Annotated in this window: 23 protein-coding genes; 14 read left to right on the top strand and 9 right to left on the bottom strand. The window is 59.2% G+C overall.

Features of this window, described 5'->3' with window-relative positions:
- Positions 1 to 4 precede the first annotated feature (4 nt).
- Positions 5 to 1,369 carry an HlyD family type I secretion periplasmic adaptor subunit gene (locus tag ACNYC6_RS20925; protein WP_419708968.1) on the top strand — a complete coding sequence of 455 codons (1,365 nt, stop codon included), beginning with the start codon at positions 5 to 7 and terminating at the stop codon, positions 1,367 to 1,369.
- Positions 1,370 to 1,509: 140 nt separating this feature from the next.
- On the opposite strand, the gene ACNYC6_RS20920 is transcribed toward ACNYC6_RS20925, so the two are convergent.
- Positions 1,510 to 2,106 (bottom strand): tRNA-uridine aminocarboxypropyltransferase, encoded by a 597-nt coding sequence (locus ACNYC6_RS20920; RefSeq protein ID WP_419708967.1) that lies wholly within the window; start codon positions 2,104 to 2,106, stop codon positions 1,510 to 1,512.
- 5 nt (positions 2,107 to 2,111) lie between these two features.
- On the bottom strand, positions 2,112 to 3,005 hold the full coding sequence (locus tag ACNYC6_RS20915; protein WP_007972518.1) for a LysR family transcriptional regulator: 894 nt from the start codon (positions 3,003 to 3,005) through the stop codon (positions 2,112 to 2,114).
- A 356-nt stretch (positions 3,006 to 3,361) separates the two neighbouring features.
- Between ACNYC6_RS20915 and speB the strand changes: the two genes are divergently transcribed.
- From speB to ACNYC6_RS20885, 6 genes are all read left to right on the top strand, one after another.
- Positions 3,362 to 4,312, top strand: coding sequence for an agmatinase (gene speB, locus ACNYC6_RS20910; protein ID WP_056853080.1), 951 nt, complete (start codon positions 3,362 to 3,364; stop codon positions 4,310 to 4,312).
- A gap of 9 nt (positions 4,313 to 4,321) precedes the next feature.
- Positions 4,322 to 4,744 (top strand): YybH family protein, encoded by a 423-nt coding sequence (locus ACNYC6_RS20905; RefSeq protein WP_419708966.1) that lies wholly within the window; start codon positions 4,322 to 4,324, stop codon positions 4,742 to 4,744.
- A gap of 54 nt (positions 4,745 to 4,798) precedes the next feature.
- A complete protein-coding gene (locus tag ACNYC6_RS20900; protein WP_419708965.1) occupies positions 4,799 to 6,310 on the top strand; it encodes a purine-cytosine permease family protein in 1,512 nt (503 codons plus the stop codon).
- Positions 6,311 to 6,351: 41 nt separating this feature from the next.
- The gene (locus ACNYC6_RS20895) at positions 6,352 to 7,731 is read left to right on the top strand and encodes a sodium:solute symporter (RefSeq protein ID WP_419708964.1); all 1,380 of its coding nucleotides are present in this window, start codon (positions 6,352 to 6,354) and stop codon (positions 7,729 to 7,731) included.
- Positions 7,732 to 7,816: 85 nt separating this feature from the next.
- The gene (locus ACNYC6_RS20890; RefSeq protein ID WP_419708963.1) at positions 7,817 to 8,542 is read left to right on the top strand and encodes an MBL fold metallo-hydrolase; all 726 of its coding nucleotides are present in this window, start codon (positions 7,817 to 7,819) and stop codon (positions 8,540 to 8,542) included.
- A 55-nt stretch (positions 8,543 to 8,597) separates the two neighbouring features.
- Positions 8,598 to 8,849 (top strand): acyl carrier protein, encoded by a 252-nt coding sequence (locus ACNYC6_RS20885; protein ID WP_419708962.1) that lies wholly within the window; start codon positions 8,598 to 8,600, stop codon positions 8,847 to 8,849.
- A gap of 190 nt (positions 8,850 to 9,039) precedes the next feature.
- Here ACNYC6_RS20885 and ACNYC6_RS20880 read toward each other — a convergent pair whose 3' ends face one another.
- Positions 9,040 to 9,168 carry a PA1414 family protein gene (locus ACNYC6_RS20880; protein ID WP_007914492.1) on the bottom strand — a complete coding sequence of 43 codons (129 nt, stop codon included), beginning with the start codon at positions 9,166 to 9,168 and terminating at the stop codon, positions 9,040 to 9,042.
- Between the two features lie 139 nt (positions 9,169 to 9,307).
- Entirely contained in the window at positions 9,308 to 10,201 is an 894-nt protein-coding gene (gene ptrR / locus ACNYC6_RS20875) for a putrescine utilization regulator PtrR (RefSeq protein WP_419708961.1), read from the bottom strand.
- A 103-nt stretch (positions 10,202 to 10,304) separates the two neighbouring features.
- Between ptrR and ACNYC6_RS20870 the strand changes: the two genes are divergently transcribed.
- Positions 10,305 to 11,486, top strand: a complete 1,182-nt coding sequence (locus ACNYC6_RS20870) for an MFS transporter (RefSeq protein ID WP_419708960.1) — start codon at positions 10,305 to 10,307, stop codon at positions 11,484 to 11,486.
- Here the strand turns inward: ACNYC6_RS20870 and ACNYC6_RS20865 are convergent.
- On the bottom strand, positions 11,431 to 12,363 hold the full coding sequence (locus tag ACNYC6_RS20865) for a DMT family transporter (protein ID WP_419708959.1): 933 nt from the start codon (positions 12,361 to 12,363) through the stop codon (positions 11,431 to 11,433). The genes ACNYC6_RS20870 and ACNYC6_RS20865 overlap by 56 nt on opposite strands.
- 91 nt (positions 12,364 to 12,454) lie before the next feature.
- A complete protein-coding gene (locus ACNYC6_RS20860; RefSeq protein ID WP_419708958.1) occupies positions 12,455 to 13,291 on the bottom strand; it encodes a S1 RNA-binding domain-containing protein in 837 nt (278 codons plus the stop codon).
- Between the two features lie 349 nt (positions 13,292 to 13,640).
- Between ACNYC6_RS20860 and ACNYC6_RS20855 the strand changes: the two genes are divergently transcribed.
- From ACNYC6_RS20855 to ACNYC6_RS20845, 3 genes are all read left to right on the top strand, one after another.
- Positions 13,641 to 13,829, top strand: a complete 189-nt coding sequence (locus ACNYC6_RS20855) for a hypothetical protein (RefSeq protein ID WP_015096330.1) — start codon at positions 13,641 to 13,643, stop codon at positions 13,827 to 13,829.
- A 208-nt stretch (positions 13,830 to 14,037) separates the two neighbouring features.
- Positions 14,038 to 14,760 carry a TorF family putative porin gene (locus ACNYC6_RS20850; protein ID WP_419708957.1) on the top strand — a complete coding sequence of 241 codons (723 nt, stop codon included), beginning with the start codon at positions 14,038 to 14,040 and terminating at the stop codon, positions 14,758 to 14,760.
- A gap of 77 nt (positions 14,761 to 14,837) precedes the next feature.
- On the top strand, positions 14,838 to 15,707 hold the full coding sequence (locus ACNYC6_RS20845) for a DUF6279 family lipoprotein (RefSeq protein WP_419708956.1): 870 nt from the start codon (positions 14,838 to 14,840) through the stop codon (positions 15,705 to 15,707).
- Positions 15,708 to 15,768: 61 nt separating this feature from the next.
- On the opposite strand, the gene ACNYC6_RS20840 is transcribed toward ACNYC6_RS20845, so the two are convergent.
- On the bottom strand, positions 15,769 to 16,158 hold the full coding sequence (locus ACNYC6_RS20840) for a transcriptional regulator (protein ID WP_419708955.1): 390 nt from the start codon (positions 16,156 to 16,158) through the stop codon (positions 15,769 to 15,771).
- A gap of 173 nt (positions 16,159 to 16,331) precedes the next feature.
- Here ACNYC6_RS20840 and ACNYC6_RS20835 point away from each other — a divergent pair, with 173 nt between their 5' ends.
- Together ACNYC6_RS20835 and ACNYC6_RS20830 are read left to right on the top strand one after the other, a co-directional pair.
- Complete coding sequence (locus tag ACNYC6_RS20835; RefSeq protein WP_419708954.1) at positions 16,332 to 17,066, top strand: DUF899 domain-containing protein; 735 nt, start codon at positions 16,332 to 16,334, stop codon at positions 17,064 to 17,066.
- A 75-nt stretch (positions 17,067 to 17,141) separates the two neighbouring features.
- Positions 17,142 to 17,417, top strand: coding sequence for a hypothetical protein (locus ACNYC6_RS20830; RefSeq protein WP_419708953.1), 276 nt, complete (start codon positions 17,142 to 17,144; stop codon positions 17,415 to 17,417).
- 63 nt (positions 17,418 to 17,480) lie between these two features.
- Here the strand turns inward: ACNYC6_RS20830 and ACNYC6_RS20825 are convergent, their stop codons facing one another.
- Positions 17,481 to 18,821 carry a DEAD/DEAH box helicase gene (locus ACNYC6_RS20825; RefSeq protein WP_419708952.1) on the bottom strand — a complete coding sequence of 447 codons (1,341 nt, stop codon included), beginning with the start codon at positions 18,819 to 18,821 and terminating at the stop codon, positions 17,481 to 17,483.
- Positions 18,822 to 19,012: 191 nt separating this feature from the next.
- On the opposite strand from ACNYC6_RS20825, the gene ACNYC6_RS20820 reads away from it, so the two are divergent.
- On the top strand, positions 19,013 to 20,311 hold the full coding sequence (locus tag ACNYC6_RS20820; protein ID WP_419708951.1) for a mechanosensitive ion channel family protein: 1,299 nt from the start codon (positions 19,013 to 19,015) through the stop codon (positions 20,309 to 20,311).
- A 46-nt stretch (positions 20,312 to 20,357) separates the two neighbouring features.
- On the opposite strand, the gene ACNYC6_RS20815 is transcribed toward ACNYC6_RS20820, so the two are convergent.
- Positions 20,358 to 21,224 carry a carboxylate/amino acid/amine transporter gene (locus ACNYC6_RS20815; protein WP_419708950.1) on the bottom strand — a complete coding sequence of 289 codons (867 nt, stop codon included), beginning with the start codon at positions 21,222 to 21,224 and terminating at the stop codon, positions 20,358 to 20,360.
- Between the last annotated feature and the right edge of the window lie 199 nt (positions 21,225 to 21,423).

The raw sequence follows: 21,423 nt of genomic DNA, 5'->3' as shown, positions 1-21,423 counted from the left end.
GCCCATGTCTGCTTCATCGGATTCTTCGAAAGATCGCGGCTACTTCGACAGTTTCGGCAAAAGCGCCGAAGCCGAATTCATGCCGGAAACCGCCGGCGCTTCATTGCAGGACTCGCCGCGCTGGTCGCGGGTGACCGTGTGGCTGGCGGCCGCGCTGTTGATCAGCGCGTTGGTCTGGGCCAAGTTCGCGGTGTTGCAGGAAGTGACGATGGGCGAAGGCAAGGCGATTCCGTCGAGCAAGGTTCAGGTGATCCAGAACCTGGAGGGCGGCATCGTCACCGAGATCTTCGTGCGCGAAGGGCAAATGGTCAGCAAGGGCGATACCTTGTTGCGCCTCGACGACACCCGCTACCTGTCGAACAAGGGCGAAAGCGAGGCCGATCGCTATGCACTGACCGCGCAAGTCGAGCGACTGTCGGCGGAAGCCGAAGGCCGACCTTTCAAGCTCTCGGACGAAGTGATCGCCAAGGCTCCACAAGTGGCCGAGGACGAGCGCTCACTGTACGAACAACGGCAACGCCGACTGGCCAGCGAACAGCGCACACTGTCAGAACAACTGAGGCAAAAAGCCCAGGAACTGGCGGAATTCCGCTCGAAAGCCGGGCAGTACAGTTCCAGCCTGGCGCTGGTCAACCAAGAGATGAACATGTCCGAGCCACTGGTCAAGACCGGCGCCGTGTCGCCGGTGGAGATCCTGCGGCTCAAACGCAGCGCCGTGGAAATCCGCGGCTCGCTGAACGCCACCACCCTGGCGATTCCCCGGGCTGAATCGGCGATTGCCGAGATCAGGAGCAAGATCGACGAGTCGGAACAATCCTTCCGTTCGGACGCAGCCAAAGAGCTGAATGAAAAACGCACCGACCTGTCGAAAATCACGGCATCGAGCATCGCCATCGACGACCGCGTAACGCGCACCACGGTGACCTCGCCGGTCAAAGGCATCATCAAGGTGTTGAAGGTCAATACCATCGGCGGCGTGGTCCAACCGGGCAGCGACATGGTGGAAATCGTGCCGCTGGAAGACAACCTGCTGATAGAAGCCAAGGTCCGCCCCCAGGACGTCGCGTTCCTGCATCCAGGCCAGAAAGCCATGGTCAAATTCACGGCTTACGACTACACGATCTACGGCGGGCTGAGCGCGAAGCTGGAACTGATCGGCGCTGACACCATCACCGATGACAAGGGCAACAGCTTCTACCTGATTCAGGTGCGCACCGATAAAAACCATTTGGGCGGGGACGTGAAACCGTTGCTGATCATTCCGGGGATGGTGGCGACGGTGGACATTATTACCGGGGAGAAGACGGTGCTGGATTATCTGCTGAAGCCGGTGCTTAAGGCGCGGACTGAGGCGATGCGGGAGCGGTAGGCATTCTCCGGTTTTTGTGGTGATTGAACTCACGCCATCGCGAGCAGGCTCGCTCCTGCAGTGGACCGCATTTCTCCTGGAGGAACCCGATCAAAATGTGGGAGTGAGCCTGCTCGCGATGAGGCCCGCACAAACAACCCTTACTTGTCGGCATGATTACGCTGGAAAACCTCCTCCCCCATCGCCGCAATCTGCCCCTCGATCAACGCCTCGAACGGCTTCAACAACGGCGCAAACGAGGTCGGTGCCTCAAGGGTTTCCAGCGCCTGAACAATCGCTTCCACCGTCGACAACGCCCCCGGCCCCGGCGCTTTGCGCAGCCGATAACGGGACACGCCGCCTTCAGCCAGCGTCACCCTCGGCAATGCTGCCAGCAACGGATTGAGGTGCAGCATCTTGCGCGCCTTGCGCCAGGTGCCGTCCGGGACCACCAGCAACAGTGGCTCATCCGTCACCGCACAAGCCTGCATCGGCTGCGCGTTTTCACCGGGAAACAACAACCGCGCCCGATACCCCGACTGATTCAATAGGCTGGGCAAATCCTCGAACACCTCACCGACGATCAACTCGGCATGCTTCAACCCCAGCGCCGCCAGCCGCGCGGTATTCAACGCATGGTTCACTTCGCTCGGATGCTGCAACAGCAACACCCGGGTGCGGCTGTCGAGGCTGGGGATCAACGGGCACAGGCAATGGCTTTGCGGACGCAGGCAGCGCGGGCATTGGATTCTGGACATGGTCTTCAGGCCTGATTCAGTTGTGCTTTGAGCAGATCACGGAAAGTCTGGATCAACGGTTCGCGGCTGCGGCCACGACGCACAATCATCGAGAACGGCGCCTGATAACCGAACGTCGCCGGCAACAGCACACGCAGATCGCCCTTGTCGGCCCAAGCCTGGGCGTAGTGCTCCGGCAGGTAGCCGATGTAGGCGCCGGACAGCACCAGAATCAGCTGCGCTTCCATACTTTCTACCGTCGCGGCACTGTGCTTGAAGCCGTGACGCGCCAGTTCGGCCTGGCTCCAATAACCGCGACCGACCATGCGCTGCTGGGTGATGACCTGCTCGGGAATGCGCCGCTCGTTGAACAACGGATGCCGCGTGCTGCAATAAAGCCAGTGCTGCTCGCGGTACAACGGCATGTACACCAGACCGCTCATGCGCGTGGAAAACGCGCCGATGGCCAGGTCGAGACGGTTGTCCTGCACGCCAAGCTGCAACTCATAAGGGCTCATCACCGACAGGTGCAAGTGCACGGCCGGGTGTTCCTGGCTGTAGGCGCCGATGGCTTCAGCAAACGGCAAGGCCTTGTCGCTGACCGTGGAATCGATCACTCCAAGGTTCAGTGTGCCGCGCAATTCGCCTTTGAGCGCAGCAGCGTATTGCTCGAAGCCTTCCAGTTCGCCGAGCAGACGCAGGGTTTCCTGATGGAACAGCTCACCCTTGCTGGTCAGGCTGAAACCGCCGCGCCCACGATGGCACAGCACCAGACCCAGCGCCGCTTCGAGCTGGCTCATGTAGGTACTGATGGCCGACGTCGAGAGGTTGAGCTCTTGCTGGGCGTTGGCGAATCCCTGATGACGCACCACGCTGACGAAGATGCGCAATAGTTTCAGGTCGGGTAAAGCGTTGGCCATGGCGGGCTCCATTTGCTGGGTAAAGCATGTTGCTCTTGTGGCGAGGGAGCTTGCTCCCGCTCGGCTGCGCAGCAGTCGTAAAACCTGCTCATGTGGTTTGTCTGCCGCACTGAGATCAATGGTTTGGGGCTGCTTCGCACCCCCGCGGGAGCAAGCTCCCTCGCCACAGGATTCTGTGGAGCGCCGTAAGTCTATCGCTGTCCCAGCCATTAGTTTAGAAAAACCTGAACTAAGTATTTGCCCGTAGCGATTCTTCCCGGCCACTACATTTCGCAGAATCGCCCCACAACGGTGCCCGTCCCTTCCGTGAACGGCGCAACCGACATAAATAAAACAACGACGATGAGGCCCTACCCGTGGACAAGATTCTTCACCAACCACTGGGCGGCAACGAAATGCCGCGCTTCGGCGGCATCGCCACCATGCTCCGACTCCCCCACGTACCTACCGCTGCCGGTCTGGACGCTGCCTTCGTAGGCGTGCCACTGGACATCGGTACTTCGCTGCGCCCCGGCACCCGTTTCGGACCGCGTGACATCCGCGCCGAATCGGTGATGATCCGCCCGTACAACATGGCCACCGGTGCCGCACCGTTCGACTCGCTGTCGGTTGCCGACATCGGCGACGTGGCGATCAACACGTTCAACCTGCTGGATGCCGTACGGATCATCGAAGAATCCTACGACAACATCCTCGAACACGATGTGATTCCCCTGACCCTGGGTGGCGACCACACCATCACCCTGCCGATCCTGCGTGCCATCCATAAAAAGCACGGCAAGGTTGGCCTGGTGCACATCGACGCCCACGCCGATGTGAACGATCACATGTTCGGCGAGAAAATCGCCCACGGCACCACCTTCCGTCGCGCCGTCGAAGAAGGCCTGATCGACCCGGACCGCGTTGTGCAAATCGGTCTGCGCGCCCAGGGCTATACCGCTGACGACTTCAACTGGAGCCGCAACCAGGGCTTCCGTGTGGTCCAGGCCGAAGAGTGCTGGCACAAATCCCTGGCGCCACTGATGGCCGAAGTTCGCGAGAAAGTCGGCGGCGGTCCGGTCTACCTGAGCTTCGACATCGACGGTATCGACCCGGCCTGGGCACCAGGCACCGGCACCCCGGAAATCGGTGGCCTGACGACCATTCAGGCGATCGAAATCGTTCGCGGCTGCCAAGGCCTCGACCTGATCGGTTGCGATCTGGTAGAAGTCTCGCCCGCTTACGACACCACCGGCAACACCTCGCTGCTGGCCGCCAACCTGCTGTACGAAATGCTCTGCGTACTGCCTGGCGTGGTCCATCGCTGAGGATCAGTCATGAACCCACGTGATGAGGTTTTGAAAGCGGCCGCCGACCTGGTGTCCGCCTTCGCCCGTAACGATCGCGAAGCCTACTTCGGCGCGTTCAGCGTTGAAGCCAGCTTCGTCTTCTACACCCTCGAACAGCCGCTGCTGTCGCGCGATGCCTACCAGGCGTTGTGGGACAGCTGGCGTGCCGAGGACGGCTTCGAAGTGCTGTCGTGCACGTCGAGCAACGCCTTCGTCAGCCTGCAGGGTGACGTGGCGATTTTCATCCATGACGTGGCCACCGAGCTGCGCATGCAAGGGGAGCAACACTTCAGCCAGGAGCGCGAGACGATTGTTTTCAAGAAACAAGCGTCTGGCCAAGAACAACAAGGCCTATGGCTGGCCTGTCACGAACATTTGTCCGCAATGCCGGAAGGGCTGCCAACCCCTTAGCCAAACAGGTGACGCTCACGCACGATGAGCGCGCCTTTATGATCGGAGCAGATCATGAATAACAACAACAACGAACAAAGCCTTAGCAGCATCGAAACAAACGGGGTCGAACAGATCCCGGACAATGAGCGCACCGCCCGGCCCAGCGACCTGTTTCGCTTGATCTTCGGCGGCGCCAATACCTTTGCCACCGCCGTGCTTGGCAGTTTCCCGGTACTGTTCGGCCTGTCGTTTCAGGCAGGCGTCTGGGCGATTGTGCTGGGCGTGGTGCTCGGTGCATTGATCCTCGCGCCGATGGGCCTGTTCGGCCCGATCAACGGCACCAACAACGCCGTGTCTTCCGGTGCACACTTCGGCGTGCACGGGCGAATCGTCGGTTCTTTCCTGTCGCTGTTGACCGCTATCGCGTTCTTCTCGCTCTCCGTCTGGAGTTCGGGCGATGCACTGGTGGGCGGCGCCAAACGCCTGATCGATCTGCCGGAAACCGACCTGACCCTGGGCCTGGCCTACGGTCTGTTCGCGTTGCTGGTTCTGACGGTGTGCATCTACGGCTTCCGTTTCATGTTGTGGGTCAACCGCATTGCGGTGTGGGCGGCCAGCCTGTTGTTCCTGTTGGGCATCTTTGCTTTCGCCCCGGCGTTCGACAGCCAGTACGCAGGCACAGTCGCCATGGGCCAGGCCGGTTTCTGGGCCGCGTTCATCGGCGCAGCGTTGGTCGCCATGAGCAACCCGATTTCCTTCGGTGCGTTCCTCGGTGACTGGTCGCGCTACATCCCGCGTGAAACGCCGAAAGGCCGGATCATGATTTCGGTGATCGCCGCGCAACTGGCCACGCTGATTCCGTTCCTGTTCGGCCTCGCCACCGCCACCATCGTGGCGATCAAGGCACCGGACTACATCGCGGCCAACAACTATGTCGGCGGCCTGCTGGCGGTTTCGCCGACCTGGTTCTTCCTGCCGGTGTGCCTGATTGCGGTGATCGGCGGCATGTCCACCGGCACCACCTCGCTGTATGGCACCGGGCTGGACATGTCCAGCGTGTTCCCACGGGTGCTGTCGCGGGTCAAGGCCACATTGCTGATCGGCGTGATGTCGATTGCCTTCATCTTCATCGGTCGCTTCGCGGCGAACCTGGTGCAGAGCGTGTCGACCTTCGCCGTACTGATCATCACCTGCACCACGCCATGGATGGTGATCATGATCATCGGCCTGGTCACGCGTCGCGGCTTCTACTGCCCGGATGACCTGCAAGTGTTCACCCGTGGCGAGAAAGGTGGTCGTTACTGGTTCACCCACGGCTGGAACTGGCGTGGCATGGGTGCCTGGATTCCGAGCGCGGCCGTCGGCCTGTGCTTCGTGAACCTGCCGGGGCAGTTCGTCGGCCCGCTGGGCAACCTGGCCGATGGCATTGACATCAGTTTGCCGGTCACCCTGGGCCTGGCTTCGGTGGTGTACCTGGTGTTGCTCAAGATGTTCCCGGAAGCGAGCGCCGTATTCGGCCCGAATGATTCACGCAGCAAGAGCACGGACCCGCTCGTTAAACCGGCGATGCAACCCGTCGCCTGATTTTCGCCTCACATAAAAAATACAATCGGAGACACGCCATCATGGCTTTGGATTTAATCGTCGTACTCATCTACGCCGCAGCGATGCTGTTACTCGGCTACTACGGCATGCGCAAGGCCAAGACCCACGAAGACTACCTGGTCGCCGGTCGTAACCTCGGCCCGAGCCTGTACATGGGCACCATGGCCGCCACCGTTCTGGGCGGCGCGTCTACCGTGGGCACCGTGCGTCTGGGCTACGTGCACGGCATCTCCGGTTTCTGGTTGTGCGCCGCACTGGGCTGCGGGATCATCGCGCTGAACCTGTTCCTCGCCAAACCGCTGCTGAAACTGAAAGTGTTCACCGTCACCCAGGTGCTGGAAAAGCGCTACAACCCAATGGCCCGTACCGCCAGCGCAACCATCATGCTGGCCTACGCCTTGATGATCGGCGTGGTTTCGATCCTGGCCATCGGCACCGTACTGCAAGTGCTGTTTGACCTGCCGTTCTGGGTCTCTGTACTGGTAGGCGGCGGCATCGTCGTCATTTACTCGACCATCGGCGGCATGTGGTCGCTGACCCTGACCGACATCGTCCAGTTCGGTATCCAGACCGTCGGCCTGATGTTCCTGCTGTTGCCAATCTGCCTGTACCGTGTGGGTGGCTGGGATCAACTGGTCGCGCAACTGCCGGCGGCCAGCTTCAACTTCACCAGCATTGGCTGGGACACCATCATCACCTACTTCATGATCTACTTCTTCGGCATCCTGATCGGTCAGGACATCTGGCAACGGGTGTTCACCGCCAAGAGCGAAAAAGTGGCGAAGTATGCCGGTACTTCGGCCGGTATCTACTGCATCATCTACGGTCTGGTCTGCGCCCTGATCGGTATGGCCGCCCACGTGCTGATCCCGGATCTGGACAACGTCAACAACGCCTTCGCCGCTATCGTCAAAGTCTCGCTGCCGGACGGCATCCGTGGCCTGGTGATTGCTGCTGCCCTGGCAGCGATGATGTCCACCGCCAGCGCCGGCCTGCTGGCTGCGTCGACCACCCTGACAGAAGACCTGCTGCCGAAACTGCGCGGCGGTAGAGAGTCGAACATCGCCACCAACCGCCTGTTCACCCTGTTGACCGGTATTGTTGTGCTGGGCATCGCACTGGTGGTCAATGACGTGATCAGCGCCCTGACCCTCGCCTACAACCTGCTGGTAGGCGGCATGCTGATTCCGCTGATGGGTGCGATCTTCTGGAAACGCGCCACCACCGCCGGCGCAATCGCGGCCATGACATTGGGCTTTGTTACCGCCCTGGTCTTCATGTTCAAGGACGGAATGGATGCCAACTCGCCGATCTATTACAGCCTCGGTGTCAGCCTCGTGAGCTTCGTGCTCGTCAGCCTGATCTCCCGTCGCCCGGCAACACTGGCGAGCGCCGCCTAAGCTGATCATAACGACTTGATGCTTTCTTCGACGGGTGTGGCGTCGGTTGCCACACCCGTTTTTTTTCGTCTGAAGGAAAGTGCTCATGAAGATTGTCAGCCGCGACCAGTGGTTCGAGGTGAAACAGCTCTGCGAGGGTGTTCGGCTGATTCACGAGCCCTACATTCGCCCCTTCTATCGCTGCAACCTTTGGCATATCCAAGGCCGAGACAAGGATCTGTTGCTGGACAGCGGTTCCGGGCTGGTCAGCCTGCGCGAGCAGTTGCCGTGGATTACCGAGCGGCCGCTGGTGGCGGTGGCCAGCCATTGCCATTTCGACCACATCGCCGGGCACCATGAATTCCCTGAGCGACTGGTGCACCCCGCCGAGTCCGACATCCTCGCCGCACCGGACGGCGAGAATGACTTGAGCAAAGCCTTCGTCGCCGACGACATGTTCGAGGCACACCCTGATTGCCCGTTGTGCTACGCCGAATACAAGGTCAAAGCGGCTCCGGCCACGGGGTTTGTCGAAGATGGGGATGTACTGGACCTGGGTAACCGTGTGCTGCAAGTGCTGCACACGCCGGGGCATTCGCCTGGCGGCATCAGCCTGTATGAAGCAGCGACCAAGACGCTGTTCAGCGGCGACATCATCTATGATGGGCCGCTGATCGAAGACGCCTACCATTCCAATCTCGACGACTACGCACGCAGCCTGCAGCGCCTGAGCGCCCTGCCGGTCCGCACGGTGCATGGCGGGCATTTCGGCAGTTTTTCCGGGGAGCATCTGCACCACATGATTGACCAGTGGCAGCGCTCGCACGGCTGAAGCCTGCTGTACTGATCCTCAGGGCGAACTACCTTGACGTCCCTGAAGAACTCTCATGAAAAGAGCCGCCGTTCGTGCTGCCGTTCATCAATACATCAGCCGCTTGCTGGAGGGCCGGGATGACTTCGACGACAACGCCAGTCTGGCGCAGTTGGGATTGGATAAATCGGATATCGAAGAGTTGATCTTCCATCTGGAAGACGAACTCGGCTTGACGGCATTCACCGCCGAAGAAGACCGGATGCTCAATACGGCCAGGACAGCCAATGACTTGAGCCGGTTTTTGATGGAAATCGGGCGGCATTGACAACAAGCGTCATCACAGCGAATACACCCTTTGTGGCGAGGGAGCTTGCTCCCGCTCGAGTGCGAAGCCCTCGCAAAATATGTCGAAGCGCAACAATTGCAACAGTGCAGTCAAGAGGGACCGCTTCGCGGCTCAGCGGGAGCAAGCTCCCTCGCCACAAAACCATCCTCTCCACCGACGATGTATCCGTTCAGCGGCGACGCTGCTGGCGTCGGCGCTGTTCGTCGTCAGTACGAATAGGCACAGGTTGCAGAGGCGGTTCGATCAAACCGAGTGCGACACCCAGGTCGTGCAGCCAGTTTTGGATTTTCTCTTTCATGATGCCCCCTTCAGGGTAGTGCCGAGCGGCCAAAATTCTGTAGCCCCTTCGCACTGATAATAGTCCGAAGTCCTGAGCAATGCTCGCCCAAAGTGGCAATGATCTGTTACTGAATCGATCACAATCGGCCAGCATTAAATCATGCAATTGCTCGGGCCTGGCTTTGCGCCGACGGATAGACCGCTTGCTGCTCCTCGATCCACGCATTCAGATTGGCCCCGACCATGCCCTTGCGCCACATCAGCCAGGTGGTTGCCGTGGCAAACGGCTCAGACAGCGGGTGGACCGCCACACTTTCACGGCCCGGCAGACTGGCGAGCATCGACTCCGACATCAGTGCCACACCGGAGCCGGCAATCACGCACGCGAGCATCCCCGGATAGGATTCGATCTCCATTGCCCGGCCCATGGCGGCGTGATCGTAGGAGAACCAGGACTCCAAACGGGTCCGATAGGAGCAACCCGGACGAAAAGTGAAAACCGAACGCCCTTCCACATCCCGAGCGCTGAGCACCGGTGGGTGATCAGCCTCACTGATCAGCACCAGCCGCTCCTCGCACAACAACACCCCATCGAGCCCGGACAATTCCGGCGGACCGTCCACCAGCGCCGCATCGAGGCGGCCTGTGAGCAAACCTTCCAGCAGCTCACCGCTGGGCCCGGATTGCACTTGCAGATTCACCGACGGGTAACGCCGGTGATAGCGCGCCAACAGCGCCGGAAGGTGAATGGCGGCGGTGCTGTACATGGTGCCGAGCACGAAGTCGCCGGCCGGTTGGCCACCTTGCACCGCCGCATGCGCTTCGTCGTGCAAGGCGAATAACTTGTCGGTGTAATCCAGCAGAACTTTTCCCGCAGGCGATAACAGCAAACGCTGACGCTCGCGAACGAACAGTTCTACGCCCAACTGCTCTTCCAGTTGCTTGAGCCGGGTCGACAGGTTGGACGGCACCCGGTGCAGGCGTTCGGCAGCACGGGTGATGGAGGCTTCCTCCGCCACCGCCTGGAAGATCCGCAATTGACTGAATTCCACGCATTTCTCCAAAAAAGAACAACTTACTCACTATTATTCATTTTTAAAGAAAGTCAATCGATCCTAGCCTGACGGTCATTGAACCTCCGCTGGAACTCTGACCATGTCGCCCTTGATTCGATTGTCCGCCAGTTTTATCGCCCTGATGATGGCCATGGGCATCGGCCGTTTCGCCCTGACCCCGCAACTGCCGCACCTGCTCAGTGAAGGTCAGATCGACCTGACCGCCGCCGGCCTGATTGCCGCCGCCAATTACCTCGGTTACTTCCTCGGTGCCGTGGACGCGATGTTTTCCCGGCGCCCCTCGCAAGTCCGCTGCCGTCTGCTGGGTGGCTTGTGGCTGTGTGTGCTGCTGACCCTCGCCTCGTTCTGGGCGAACGGCTTCTGGCCGCATCTGATCCTGCGCTTCGGTACTGGCGTGGCCAGCGCCTGGGTACTGGTGATGATCACCGCGCTGAGTCAGCCGCTAGCTGCCGCCGCAGGACGCCCGCGACTCGGCGCCCTGGTATTTGCCGGACCGGGTTTGGGGATTTTTCTGACAGGCTTACTGGCCTTGGTCTCGAACCTGCTGGGTCAGACGTCCGCCACGTTATGGTTGGTGTACGCCGCCGTCGGCCTGCTGATGTTGCTGGGCATCGTGCGAATCCTGCCGCAGCCTCAGGCAAGCGTGGCCACTGTCGCGAGCGTCGCGGATTCAGATAATCGTGGTATCGGCCGGCTGGGACTGGTCTATGCCTTGTACGGCGTGGGCTACATCATCCCGGCCACGTTCCTGTCACAAATGGCCAGCGCTCAGTTCCATGGCCAATGGCAGGCCGATCTGTTCTGGCCGTGCTTCGGCTTGGCGGCGGCGATCGGCGTGGTGTTGGTGAGTATGCGTCGGCCAACATCGGGAACGACACGGCACTGGTTGATCGCCACACTGTGGCTGCAGGCGGCGGGTGTATTCGCTTGTCTGCTGAGCAATGGTCCCGGCCTCGCGCTCGGGGTAATTCTGTGTGGCACGCCGTTCCTGGCCTGCATGCAACTGGTGATGCAATGCTCGCGTGAACTGGCGCCCCACGCGACGCAACGCAATGCAGGCCTGCTGACCGCCTGTTTTGCCGTGGGCCAACTCAGCGGACCGTTGCTGGCGGCTTTGAGCAGCCACTTCAGCGGTGGCTTGCAGCCCGCGCTGGTGGTCGCGGGCATTGGTCTGGTGGTCGCCGGGAGTTTGCTGTTCAGTCCGCTCAGGACTGTCCAAGCGCTTTGCGCAAACGGCGGCGCACCCACTGCTCAGCGCTGACAAAGGTGATGCCCAGCAACACCAGCACTGCGCCGATCACAAAGTTGAGGCTCAGCTCTTCGCCCAGCAACACCACACCGAACGTGACGCCGAACAGCGGCGTCATGAACGAAAACACCGCCAGGTTCGCCGCCAGATAACGGCGCAACAGCCAGAACCAGATCAGGTAACTGAAAAACGACACCACCACACCTTGAAACAACACACTGGCCACCGCCACGGTGGTCAGGCTGACGTGGGTGATCTGGCCGCTGAGCAGCGCGATCAACAGCAAACCGACGAAACCAACGATCAACTGATAGAACAGCGTCAGGGTCACCGGCGCCTCTGACAAACGCGAAGCGCGCACCACCACTGTGGTCGCGCCCCATGCGGCACCCGCCAGTACGCCCAAGGCATCGCCCAGCAACATGCGGCGATCGAGGTTATCCCAGGACACCCCGCCGGCAAACGCGATGCCGATCCCGACAAAAGCCAGAATGATCCCCAGCCATTGCACCGGCCGCAACCGCTCACTGGGCAACAACCAGTGCACGCCCAGCGCGGTAAAAATCGGCGCGGTGTAGAGGAACACCGACATGTGAGCGGCAGTGGTCAGTTGCAGGCCTTCGGAAATGAAGAAAAACTCCAGGCCAAACAAGGCGCCGGCCAACAGCCCGCCGCGCCACGTAGCACCGACCTGATCCCAGCCGCCCTTCCAGCAAATCACCAAACCCACGAGCAACGCGGACATGCCCGAGCGCCCGGCCGCCTGCATGACCGGCGCAATGTCGGGCGCCGCCCATTTGATCATCACCTGCTGGACGCCCCAGACCAGGCACAAACCCAGCATCACTTGCAGGGCAAAACCATCGGCGCTACGCCGGGTGACGCTCACCGGAACACCTCGATTGCACAATCCATGACCCAGACTCGGCAGTAAAAGCAAAACGCTGCCCTGCAGGCGCTGCCGCAGGGTGTTTCAAGTGTCAGCTCAGCTCAATGCGATCGGCATGAATGACAATCTGGCCATTCTTGTACAACGCACCGATGGCCTTCTTGAAGTTGCCTTTGCTGACGCCGAACATACTGCTGATCACCGTCGGATCGCTCTTGTCGCTGACCGGCAGACTGCCGTTGTTCTCACGCAACTTGGAGAGGATCTTCGAGTTCAGGCTGGTGGCCGCTTCCTGGCCGACCGGTTGCAGGCTCAGGCTGATCTTGCCATCGGCACGAACTTCCTTGATGAAGCCCTTCTCTTCTTTACCGGCGCGCATAAACTTGAAAATTTCATTCTTGTGAATCAGACCCCAGTGCTTGTTATTGATGATTGCCTTGAAACCCATATCGGTGGCTTCGGCAACCAGCAAGTCAACTTCCTGGCCCGGGGTGTAGTTGGCTGGCGTCTTGTCCAGGTAGCGGTCCAGACGCGCCGTCGCGGTGATGCGGCGGGTGTGCTTGTCGAGGTAGACATGCACCACGGTGTACTCGCCGGCTGTCATCTGACGTTTTTCTTCGGAATACGGCAGCAACAGATCCTTCGGCAGCCCCCAATCCAGGAACACGCCGATGCTGTTGACTTCAACAACTTTCAAACTGGCGAATTCACCCACCTGAACTTTTGGCTTTTCAGTGGTTGCGATAAGTTTGTCATCGCTATCCAGATAAACAAAAACGTTTAACCAGTCTTCATCTTCGCTGGGAATATCTTTTGGAATATAACGATTAGGCAAAAGAATTTCGCCATCCGCGCCACCGTCCAGATACAAACCGAAGTTAGTGTGTTTAACCACTTGCAAACTGTTGTAACGTCCGACTAAAGCCATGTCCAATACCCTCATTACGTGGCGGCATTCTACCCGGTTTTACAGGCCGCGTTCGGTGGCCGGCCCGGTGGCGTAAGAAAATCCTGCGAAGGCCTTAATTTTCCTGGCTTTTGCCATGGGCAGCTGGCCGCTCGTCTGACCGTCCCGACGACTTTCCTCACTGCCTGCCAGGCACGAAAAGCGATTTTTCGAGACATGTTTTTATTTAAAACAGCGACTTAGGGAAAATAGACCCACAACAATTCGCAGCCTGTTTTGTCCGCCACCTGAAACGCCCAAGGGATATTTGCCAAGCAAATTGCAGGTAATTCCTGTACGATGTGTGGCCAAGTTAATTTTCTACAGGTTAATGGCCGCCATGCGTGTAAAAGCATCCACCAGCAAAGCAAAGCCAGCTCCAGCCGTTGAAACCAGCGAATCGATCAACAGCCAGATCGCTGCATTCCTCAAATCCGGCGGTGAAATCCAGCAAATTGCCAAAGGCGTCAGCGGCCAGACGTTCGGCCCGTCCAAGCAGATCACCTTGGGCAAAAAGTAACACCCTTCGCTTCACCTGGTCCCTGGGCGCTTTGAGCTTCGAAGCGCCTGGACTGGAACCCTCGCAATAACTCCCCCGCAAACAATCAATCTTGTAAAAATCGACGAACGGCCCTCGAAGCCTGTCATTCGTCGGTATCCTTGCACGCGTCTAGATCAAGCGTTTCAGCAGGCTCTCCCGCCCGCCCTCGCTGTTCATGGAGCGACGCATGTTCAAACCCTCCTGCTTACCCATCCTGCTGGCCAGCCTTCTGGCGTGTTCGATCGCCCATGGGCAAATCTTTCAACGCGAGCTGGGGGATTTCGATCTCAAGCTCGGCACCAGTCCCAGCCGCAGCATGGCCCAAGGCCTGGTCAAACCCTCGGCCATCGGCTCATTCCATGGCGGTCTGGACCTGACGCACAGCAGCGGTTTCTACTTTGGTCAATGGTCGCCCAGCATGGGCATCAGCCAGGGGAAGAATCTCGAAATCGATTCCTACGCAGGCTTTAAACAGCCCTTCGACCAAACCTTCGGCTACGAAGTGGGCATGATCCATTACAGCTATCCCGAAGTGGATACGCTCGACAGCCAGGAGCTGTTCGGTGGCCTGACCTTGCTCGGTAGTCGTTTCGGCATCGCGTTGAGCAACGACCCGGACAAACAGAACAGCACCCTGTTCGCCGACCTCAGCGGCAATCAGCCCTTCGGTATCGGGCTCAGCATGAAATACACCACTCACCAATTGAACACGCCCGTGGCGGTGGACGGTGGTTACGTAGGAAGTTTCACCGATTGGTCAGTGAAACTGTCCCGACCGTTCATGGGCATCGACCTCAACCTGATTTACAGCGACTCCAGCCTCAGCGGCAGCTATTGTTCAGCCTATTCCGGGCATAACAGTCAGTGTGACGGGCTCGTTACCCTCAAGGCTGAACGCGCCTTCTATTGATTGGCTGAACTGCCGGGCTCATCCTGCGTTCACATGAGAATCAGCCCCCAAAGCCAGGCTTTCGCAAGGACTCGCCCATGTCTCGCTGGTTAAAAAAGATCGCCTTCGTGCTCATGTTCAGCCTCGCCCTCTGCGCGTGCAGCCGCATGGGCCTGGCCTACCGCAACCTCGACGTGATCATTCCCTGGACGCTCGGCGACTACCTGGACATGAACGGTGAGCAAAAAGGCTGGTTCAACGAGCGCCTCAAGGAACACTTGAGCTGGCATTGCACCACGCAAATGCCGGGCTACCTTGACTGGCTGGATCGACTGCAAACCATGGTCGCCACCAATCAGGTCACCGATGCCGCCCTGCAAGCACGCGCCTTGGAAGCGAAACAGGCCATCGCCGAAACCGCCCGGGAAATCACCCCCTCTGCGGTCGAACTACTGCAAGGGCTGGATGACACGCAGGTCGCCGAAATGAACGAGGCCTTCGCCAAAGACCAGCGCAAACGCCAGGTGCAATACCTGAAGCCGTCCCTCGACCAGCAGATCAAGGAACGTGGCGAGCGCATGGAAAAACGCCTGGGTGACTGGCTTGGCCCCTTGAACGCCACTCAGCAACAGCGCGTCGTGGCATGGTCGAATGCCTTGGGCGACCAGAACACGCAGTGGATCGCCAATCGCGTCCACTGGCAGAAACAATTCAGTGCGGCCGTAGCGCAGCGCCACAGCCCAGAATTCCCACAACGAATCGAGACGCTTCTGGTTGAACGCGAGCGTTTATGGACGCCTGCTTATCGCCAGGCTTTCGCCGCTACGGAAGCGCAGGCACGCTCGCTGTTCGTCGATTTGATGGCTGAAAGCACGCCGGAGCAGCGTCAGCGGTTGCTGACGAAAATCGAGGGGGTGAAGAAGGACTTTAGTGATTTGAAATGCCTGAAGGCTGCACGCCAGAGTTGAGTTCAACACAACACATTGTAGGAGCGAGCAGGCTCGCTCCTACAGGGAAATCAAAGACAGGTCAGGCAATCTGCGCCTTCGACGCCACCTCTTCAAACGTCACTTCATCCAGCGCATCTTCCTGCTCATCAAGCACCTGCCGCGGATGATCATTGCCCGGAATGCTGCTGTCGATCAGGCTCAGTAAACTGGAACCCCGAGGCGTCAAAATGTAATTGGACCCAGTGCCACCCTGCTCCTCCGGCCGAGGCTCGATGTAACCCCGCTCCAGCAGTAACTTTTCGTACTCACCCGCCACCGCTTTCAGATGGTCGAGGTTCTCTGTCTGCTCACCGTCCGACGCCTTTTCCGCTGCGTACTGCTCGGCATAAGGTCGTGGCGTGAAGCTGGCTTCACCGCGCTGCACTTCATGCAGCAAGCGCTCAATCAAATCCCAGTTATAAGTCGTCATCCTGCAACCTCCGGTGCCCGTGAGTGAGGGGCTACATCAGTTGTGACCGGCATGGACTACAGCCGTTCAGCCCGTTTTTTTGCCTCTACCGACCGGCGGTATGTCGAATTCCCGGCAAGCCAAACGACTAGGCTGTGTAAGTCACCTCCCAGCCCCACGCAGGAGAAATCACCATGAACATTCAGAATCATCCCGTCGTGTCCCGGGAAGAATGGCTCGCCGCTCGCAAACTACACCTGGCCCACGAAAAAGCCTTCACCAAAGAACGGGACAAGCTCAGCGCCGAACGCCGCGCCTTGCCCTGGCTGAAAATCGACAAGGACTATCACTTCCAAGGCCCCAGCGGCGAACTGAAGCTCGCCGACCTGTTCGGCGGCCGCAGCCAACTGGTCATCTATCACTTCATGTTTGCCGATGGCTGGGACGAAGGCTGCCCTGGTTGCTCGTTCCTTTCCGACCATATCGACGGTGCCAATCAGCATCTGGCCCACCATGACGTGGCCGTGGTGGCGGTGTCCCACGCACCATTCGCCGAATTCCAGGCGTTCAAGCGGCGTATGGGCTGGGACTTTGATTGGGTATCGTCAGAAGGCTGCGATTTCAACTACGACTTTGGCGTCTCGGCCCGGGCCGAAGATGTCGCTGCGGGAAAGGCGACCTACAACTACGAAAAAACTGACGGCTCAGAGGAAGAACTCCCAGGCTTGAGCGTGTTTTATCGCAACGAAAAGGGCGACATTTTTCACACCTACTCGACCTATGCCCGAGGCTTGGACATGCTGGTAGGCGCCTATAACTACCTGGATTTGACGCCCAAGGGGCGCAATGAAGAGGAGATCATGGAGTGGGTAAAACATCACGACAAGTATGACGACGCTGCTCCTGCCAGTTGCTGCCACAGCGGGTGAAAATGCGCCTGAACTTTTTGCATCCTTCAGGCCTCAACCGATTAACCCGCCTTAACCGGAACTGAGGCCTGCCCCATGAAAACCCTGCTCAAACTCACCCTCGCCGCCACCCTCGCCTGCGCTCTGCCCGCCTGGGCCTGTACACCGGAAGAGGCCACCGCCAAGCGCGAGCAATTGGCCAAGGAAGTGACTAGGCTGACTGAACAGAACCCGGCGAAGGCCAAGGAAATCAACGAAGAGTTGCAAAAGATGGATCTGGGAACAGCCGCAAAAGATCTGCCGGACAAGTGCCAGTTGATCAATCAGCGCTTGAAAGAGCTGGGAACGGCCGAGAAAAAAGCCGATAGCTGATAAACACCAGGCACAAAAAACCCGGACAGTGTCCGGGTTTTTCTTGAATCTACGGTGCTTTCTTTATTCAGCAGCCGGTGCTTCCGGCTTGCGGCGCTTCAGCGGGGCCATGCCGTCCTTGCTCACCAGCGAATCGCTTTTCGGGCGATTGACGCTCTTGCGCTTGGTCGGGGTCTTGGCGGCAGTTTTTTTCTTGTCGCCCTTGGCGTCGGTCTTTTTCTTCTTCACGCCGACAGCTTTGCCCGAGGCCTTGACCTTTTTCGGTCCGCCGTAGGCACCTTTGACTTCCTTGATGGTGCGTCGCTCGAAGCTCTGCTTGAGGTAGCGCTCGATGCTCGACATCAGGTTCCAGTCGCCGTGGCAGATCAGCGAGATGGCCAAACCATCGTTACCGGCGCGGCCGGTACGACCGATGCGGTGCACGTACTCGTCGCCGCTGCGCGGCATGTCGAAGTTGATCACCAGGTCGAGGCCGTCCACGTCCAGGCCGCGAGCAGCGACATCGGTCGCGACGAGGATTTTCACCCCGCCCTGCTTCAGGCGGTCGATCGCCAGTTTGCGATCTTTCTGGTCCTTGTCACCGTGCAGCACGAACGCCTTGTATTCCTGCGCCACCAGACGACCGTAGATACGGTCAGCCATGGCCCGGGTGTTGGTGAACACGATGGCCTTCTGGTAGGTCTCGTTGGCCAGCAACCAGTTAACGATCTGTTCTTTGTGCTGGTTGTGGTCAGCGGTGATGATTTGCTGACGGGTGGTTTCGTTCAGCTGGCTGACCGCGTTGAGCTGCAAGTGCTCGGGGTTGTTCAACACCTTGGCGACCATCTCGCGCAGGCCCGAACCACCGGTGGTGGCGGAGAACAGCATGGTCTGCTGACGGTTGGTGCACTCGTCCACCAAACGCTGTACGTCCTCGGCAAAACCCATGTCGAGCATGCGGTCGGCTTCGTCGAGTACCAGCACTTCGACTTCTTTCAGGTCGAGGTTGCCGGCGTTTAGCTGCTCGATCATCCGGCCCGGCGTACCGATCAGGATGTCCGGCACCTTGCGCAGCATGGCTGCCTGGACCTTGAAGTCTTCACCGCCGGTGATCAGGCCGGACTTGATGAAGGTGAACTGTGAAAAGCGTTCAACTTCTTTCAAGGTCTGCTGGGCCAGCTCACGGGTCGGCAGCAGGATCAGGGTCTTGATGCTGACGCGGATCTTGGCCGGGCCGATCAGGCGATTGAGGATCGGCAAAACGAATGCAGCGGTTTTGCCGCTACCGGTTTGCGCTGTCACCCGCAGGTCACGCCCTTGGAGCGCCAGCGGAATGGCCGCGGCTTGCACAGGCGTAGGCTCGACAAATTTAAGCTCGTCCACGGCTTTGAGCAGGCGTTCGTGCAGGGCGAATTGGGAAAACACGGGTGCTACCTCGAAGAAATACAAAAAATCAGCTGCATAGGGTAACGGTTTCGAGCGCCGAGGCCGAGTTTCTTTATGCAAACGACAGTAAACAGTGGCTTTTTTGTTGCCTGATTTGTCCCCGAACGTAATACAAAGCGTCTTAAATGCTCTAATCGCCTCTCGCGTCCTACAGAAGAATCGTTTTAGCCATGGATATCAAACAGCTCTGGATCAACATCCTGGACCTTTGGGGTGCCCTCGACCAGCATCCGCTCGTGCACTCCAGCCTGTCGCTGTTGCTGCTGCTGGCGATTGCGCTGGTCCTCGGACGGGTGGCGCGCTATCTCATACTGCATGCGGCCAAGATGCTCAGCCGTCAGCCGGCGCTGCACTGGATCAACGACTTTCTGCACAACAAGGTGTTTCATCGCCTGGCGCAGATAACCCCCTCCCTGGTGATCCAGTTCGGCCTCAACCTGGTGCCGGACCTGAGCAAAACCAGTCTGAATTTTCTCGGCAATGTGGCGCTGGCCTTCACCTTCCTGTTTCTGCTGCTGGCGGTCAGCGCCCTGCTCAATGCGCTGCTGGACATCTACGCCCGCACCGAACACGCCCGCACCCGCTCGATCAAAGGCTATGTGCAACTGACGAAAATGGTTTTGTACGTGTTTGGCGCGATCATCATCGTCGCCACGCTGATCGACCGTTCGCCGCTGTTGCTGCTGTCGGGTCTGGGCGCCATGTCGGCGGTGATTCTGTTGGTCTACAAAGACACCCTGCTGTCGTTCGTCGCCAGCGTGCAGTTGACCAGCAACGACATGCTGCGGGTCGGCGACTGGATCGAGATGCCGCAAGTCGGTGCCGATGGTGATGTGGTGGACATCACGCTGCACACGGTCAAAGTGCAGAATTTCGACAAGACCATCGTGTCGATCCCGACCTGGCGCCTGATGTCCGAGTCATTCAAGAACTGGCGTGGCATGCAGGCTTCCGGTGGTCGCCGGATCAAACGCAGCCTGTTCATCGACGCCAGCGGCGTGCGTTTTCTGCGCGATGAAGAAGAGCTAAAGCTGGCTCAGGTTCATTTGCTGACGGACTACATGTCCCGCAAACAGGCCGAACTGAAGGCGTGGAACGAGGCCCAGGGTAACGTCGCGGCCATGTCGGCCAATCGCCGACGCATGACCAATCTCGGCACGTTCCGCGCCTATGCGCTGGCGTACTTGAAGAGCCACCCGGATATCCAGCCGAACATGACCTGCATGGTTCGGCAGATGCAGACCACCGCGCAGGGCATTCCGCTGGAAATCTATTGCTTCACCCGCACCACGGCGTGGGCCGATTACGAGCGGATCCAGGGGGATATTTTCGATTACTTGCTGGCGGTGCTGCCGGAGTTTGGCTTGAGCCTGTACCAGCAGCCCAGTGGTACGGATTTACGCGCCGGGTTGCTGCCGGCGGTGCTGGGCGCGAGCCATATTCCTGCGCCCGATAAACACGTGATGTAACACCGCATAACCACTGTAGGAGCCAGCCTGCTGGCTCCTACAGTGGTTATGCGGTGGCTGGGGATTTGCGGATGCCCAGTCGGCTGATCCACACCGCCGCCAGAATCACACTCCCGCCAAGGAACAACCGCCCCAGTTCCTCATGCTGATTCCAGATCAGCAGATTGATCAGCAACCCCACCGGCACATGCAGGTTGTTCATCACCGCCAGTGTCCCGCCATTGACCAGGCACGCGCCTTTGTTCCACCAGTACAACCCCAACGCGGTCGAGACCAGGCCGAGGAACAGCAGAACCCCCCATTGCAGCGGCGCTTCGGGCAGGAAATTTTGCTTGCCGAACAGCAGGAACGCCGGCAACGCCACTGCCAATGCCCCCAGATAGAAATAGCCGAAGCGCCGGTAATGCGGCAGGTCGCTCGGATGCCGTGCGACCAGATGCTTATAGAGTACCTGCCCGGCGGCATAGGTGAAGTTGGCCAGTTGCAGCAGCAGGAAACCCATGAAGAAGTCGGGATTGATCCGGTCATAGCGAATCACTGCCGCGCCTGCAACCGCCACCAATGCCGCGATCAAGGCCCAGGGATTGAAGCGGCGGTTCAGCGCATCTTCGATCAGGGTCACGTGCAGCGGCGTAAGGATGGTGAACAACAGCACTTCCGGCACCGTCAACACGCGAAAGCTCAGGTACAGGCAGACGTAGGTCACGCCGAACTGCAGCGCACCAATGAGCAACATGCCGCGCATGAACGCCGGCTCCACGGAACGCCAGCGCGTCAGCGGAATGAACACCAGCCCCGCCAGCAGCACACGCACCAGCACCGCGAAGTAACTGTCGACATGACCGGCCAGATATTCGCCGATCAGACTGAAGGAAAACGCCTGGATCAGCGTGACAAAAAGTAGATAGCCCATGCTCGCCTCGTTTTGAATGGCGGCGACGATAGCGGGTTTTGTCCCTTATCGCGATCTCTGAAACACGCAAATCCCTGTAGGAGCGAGCCTGCTCGCGATAGCGGTGGATCAGCCAACATCAGCGTCGACTGTCACTTCGCCATCGCGAGCAGGCTCGCAGGTTTTGCCGGTGTTCGCCAAATCGCAGACAAAAAAAAGC

This window comes from Pseudomonas sp. NFX224, from assembly GCF_048565165.1.
Lineage (GTDB): Bacteria > Pseudomonadota > Gammaproteobacteria > Pseudomonadales > Pseudomonadaceae > Aquipseudomonas.
This window is presented reverse-complemented; position numbering and strand designations above follow the sequence as displayed.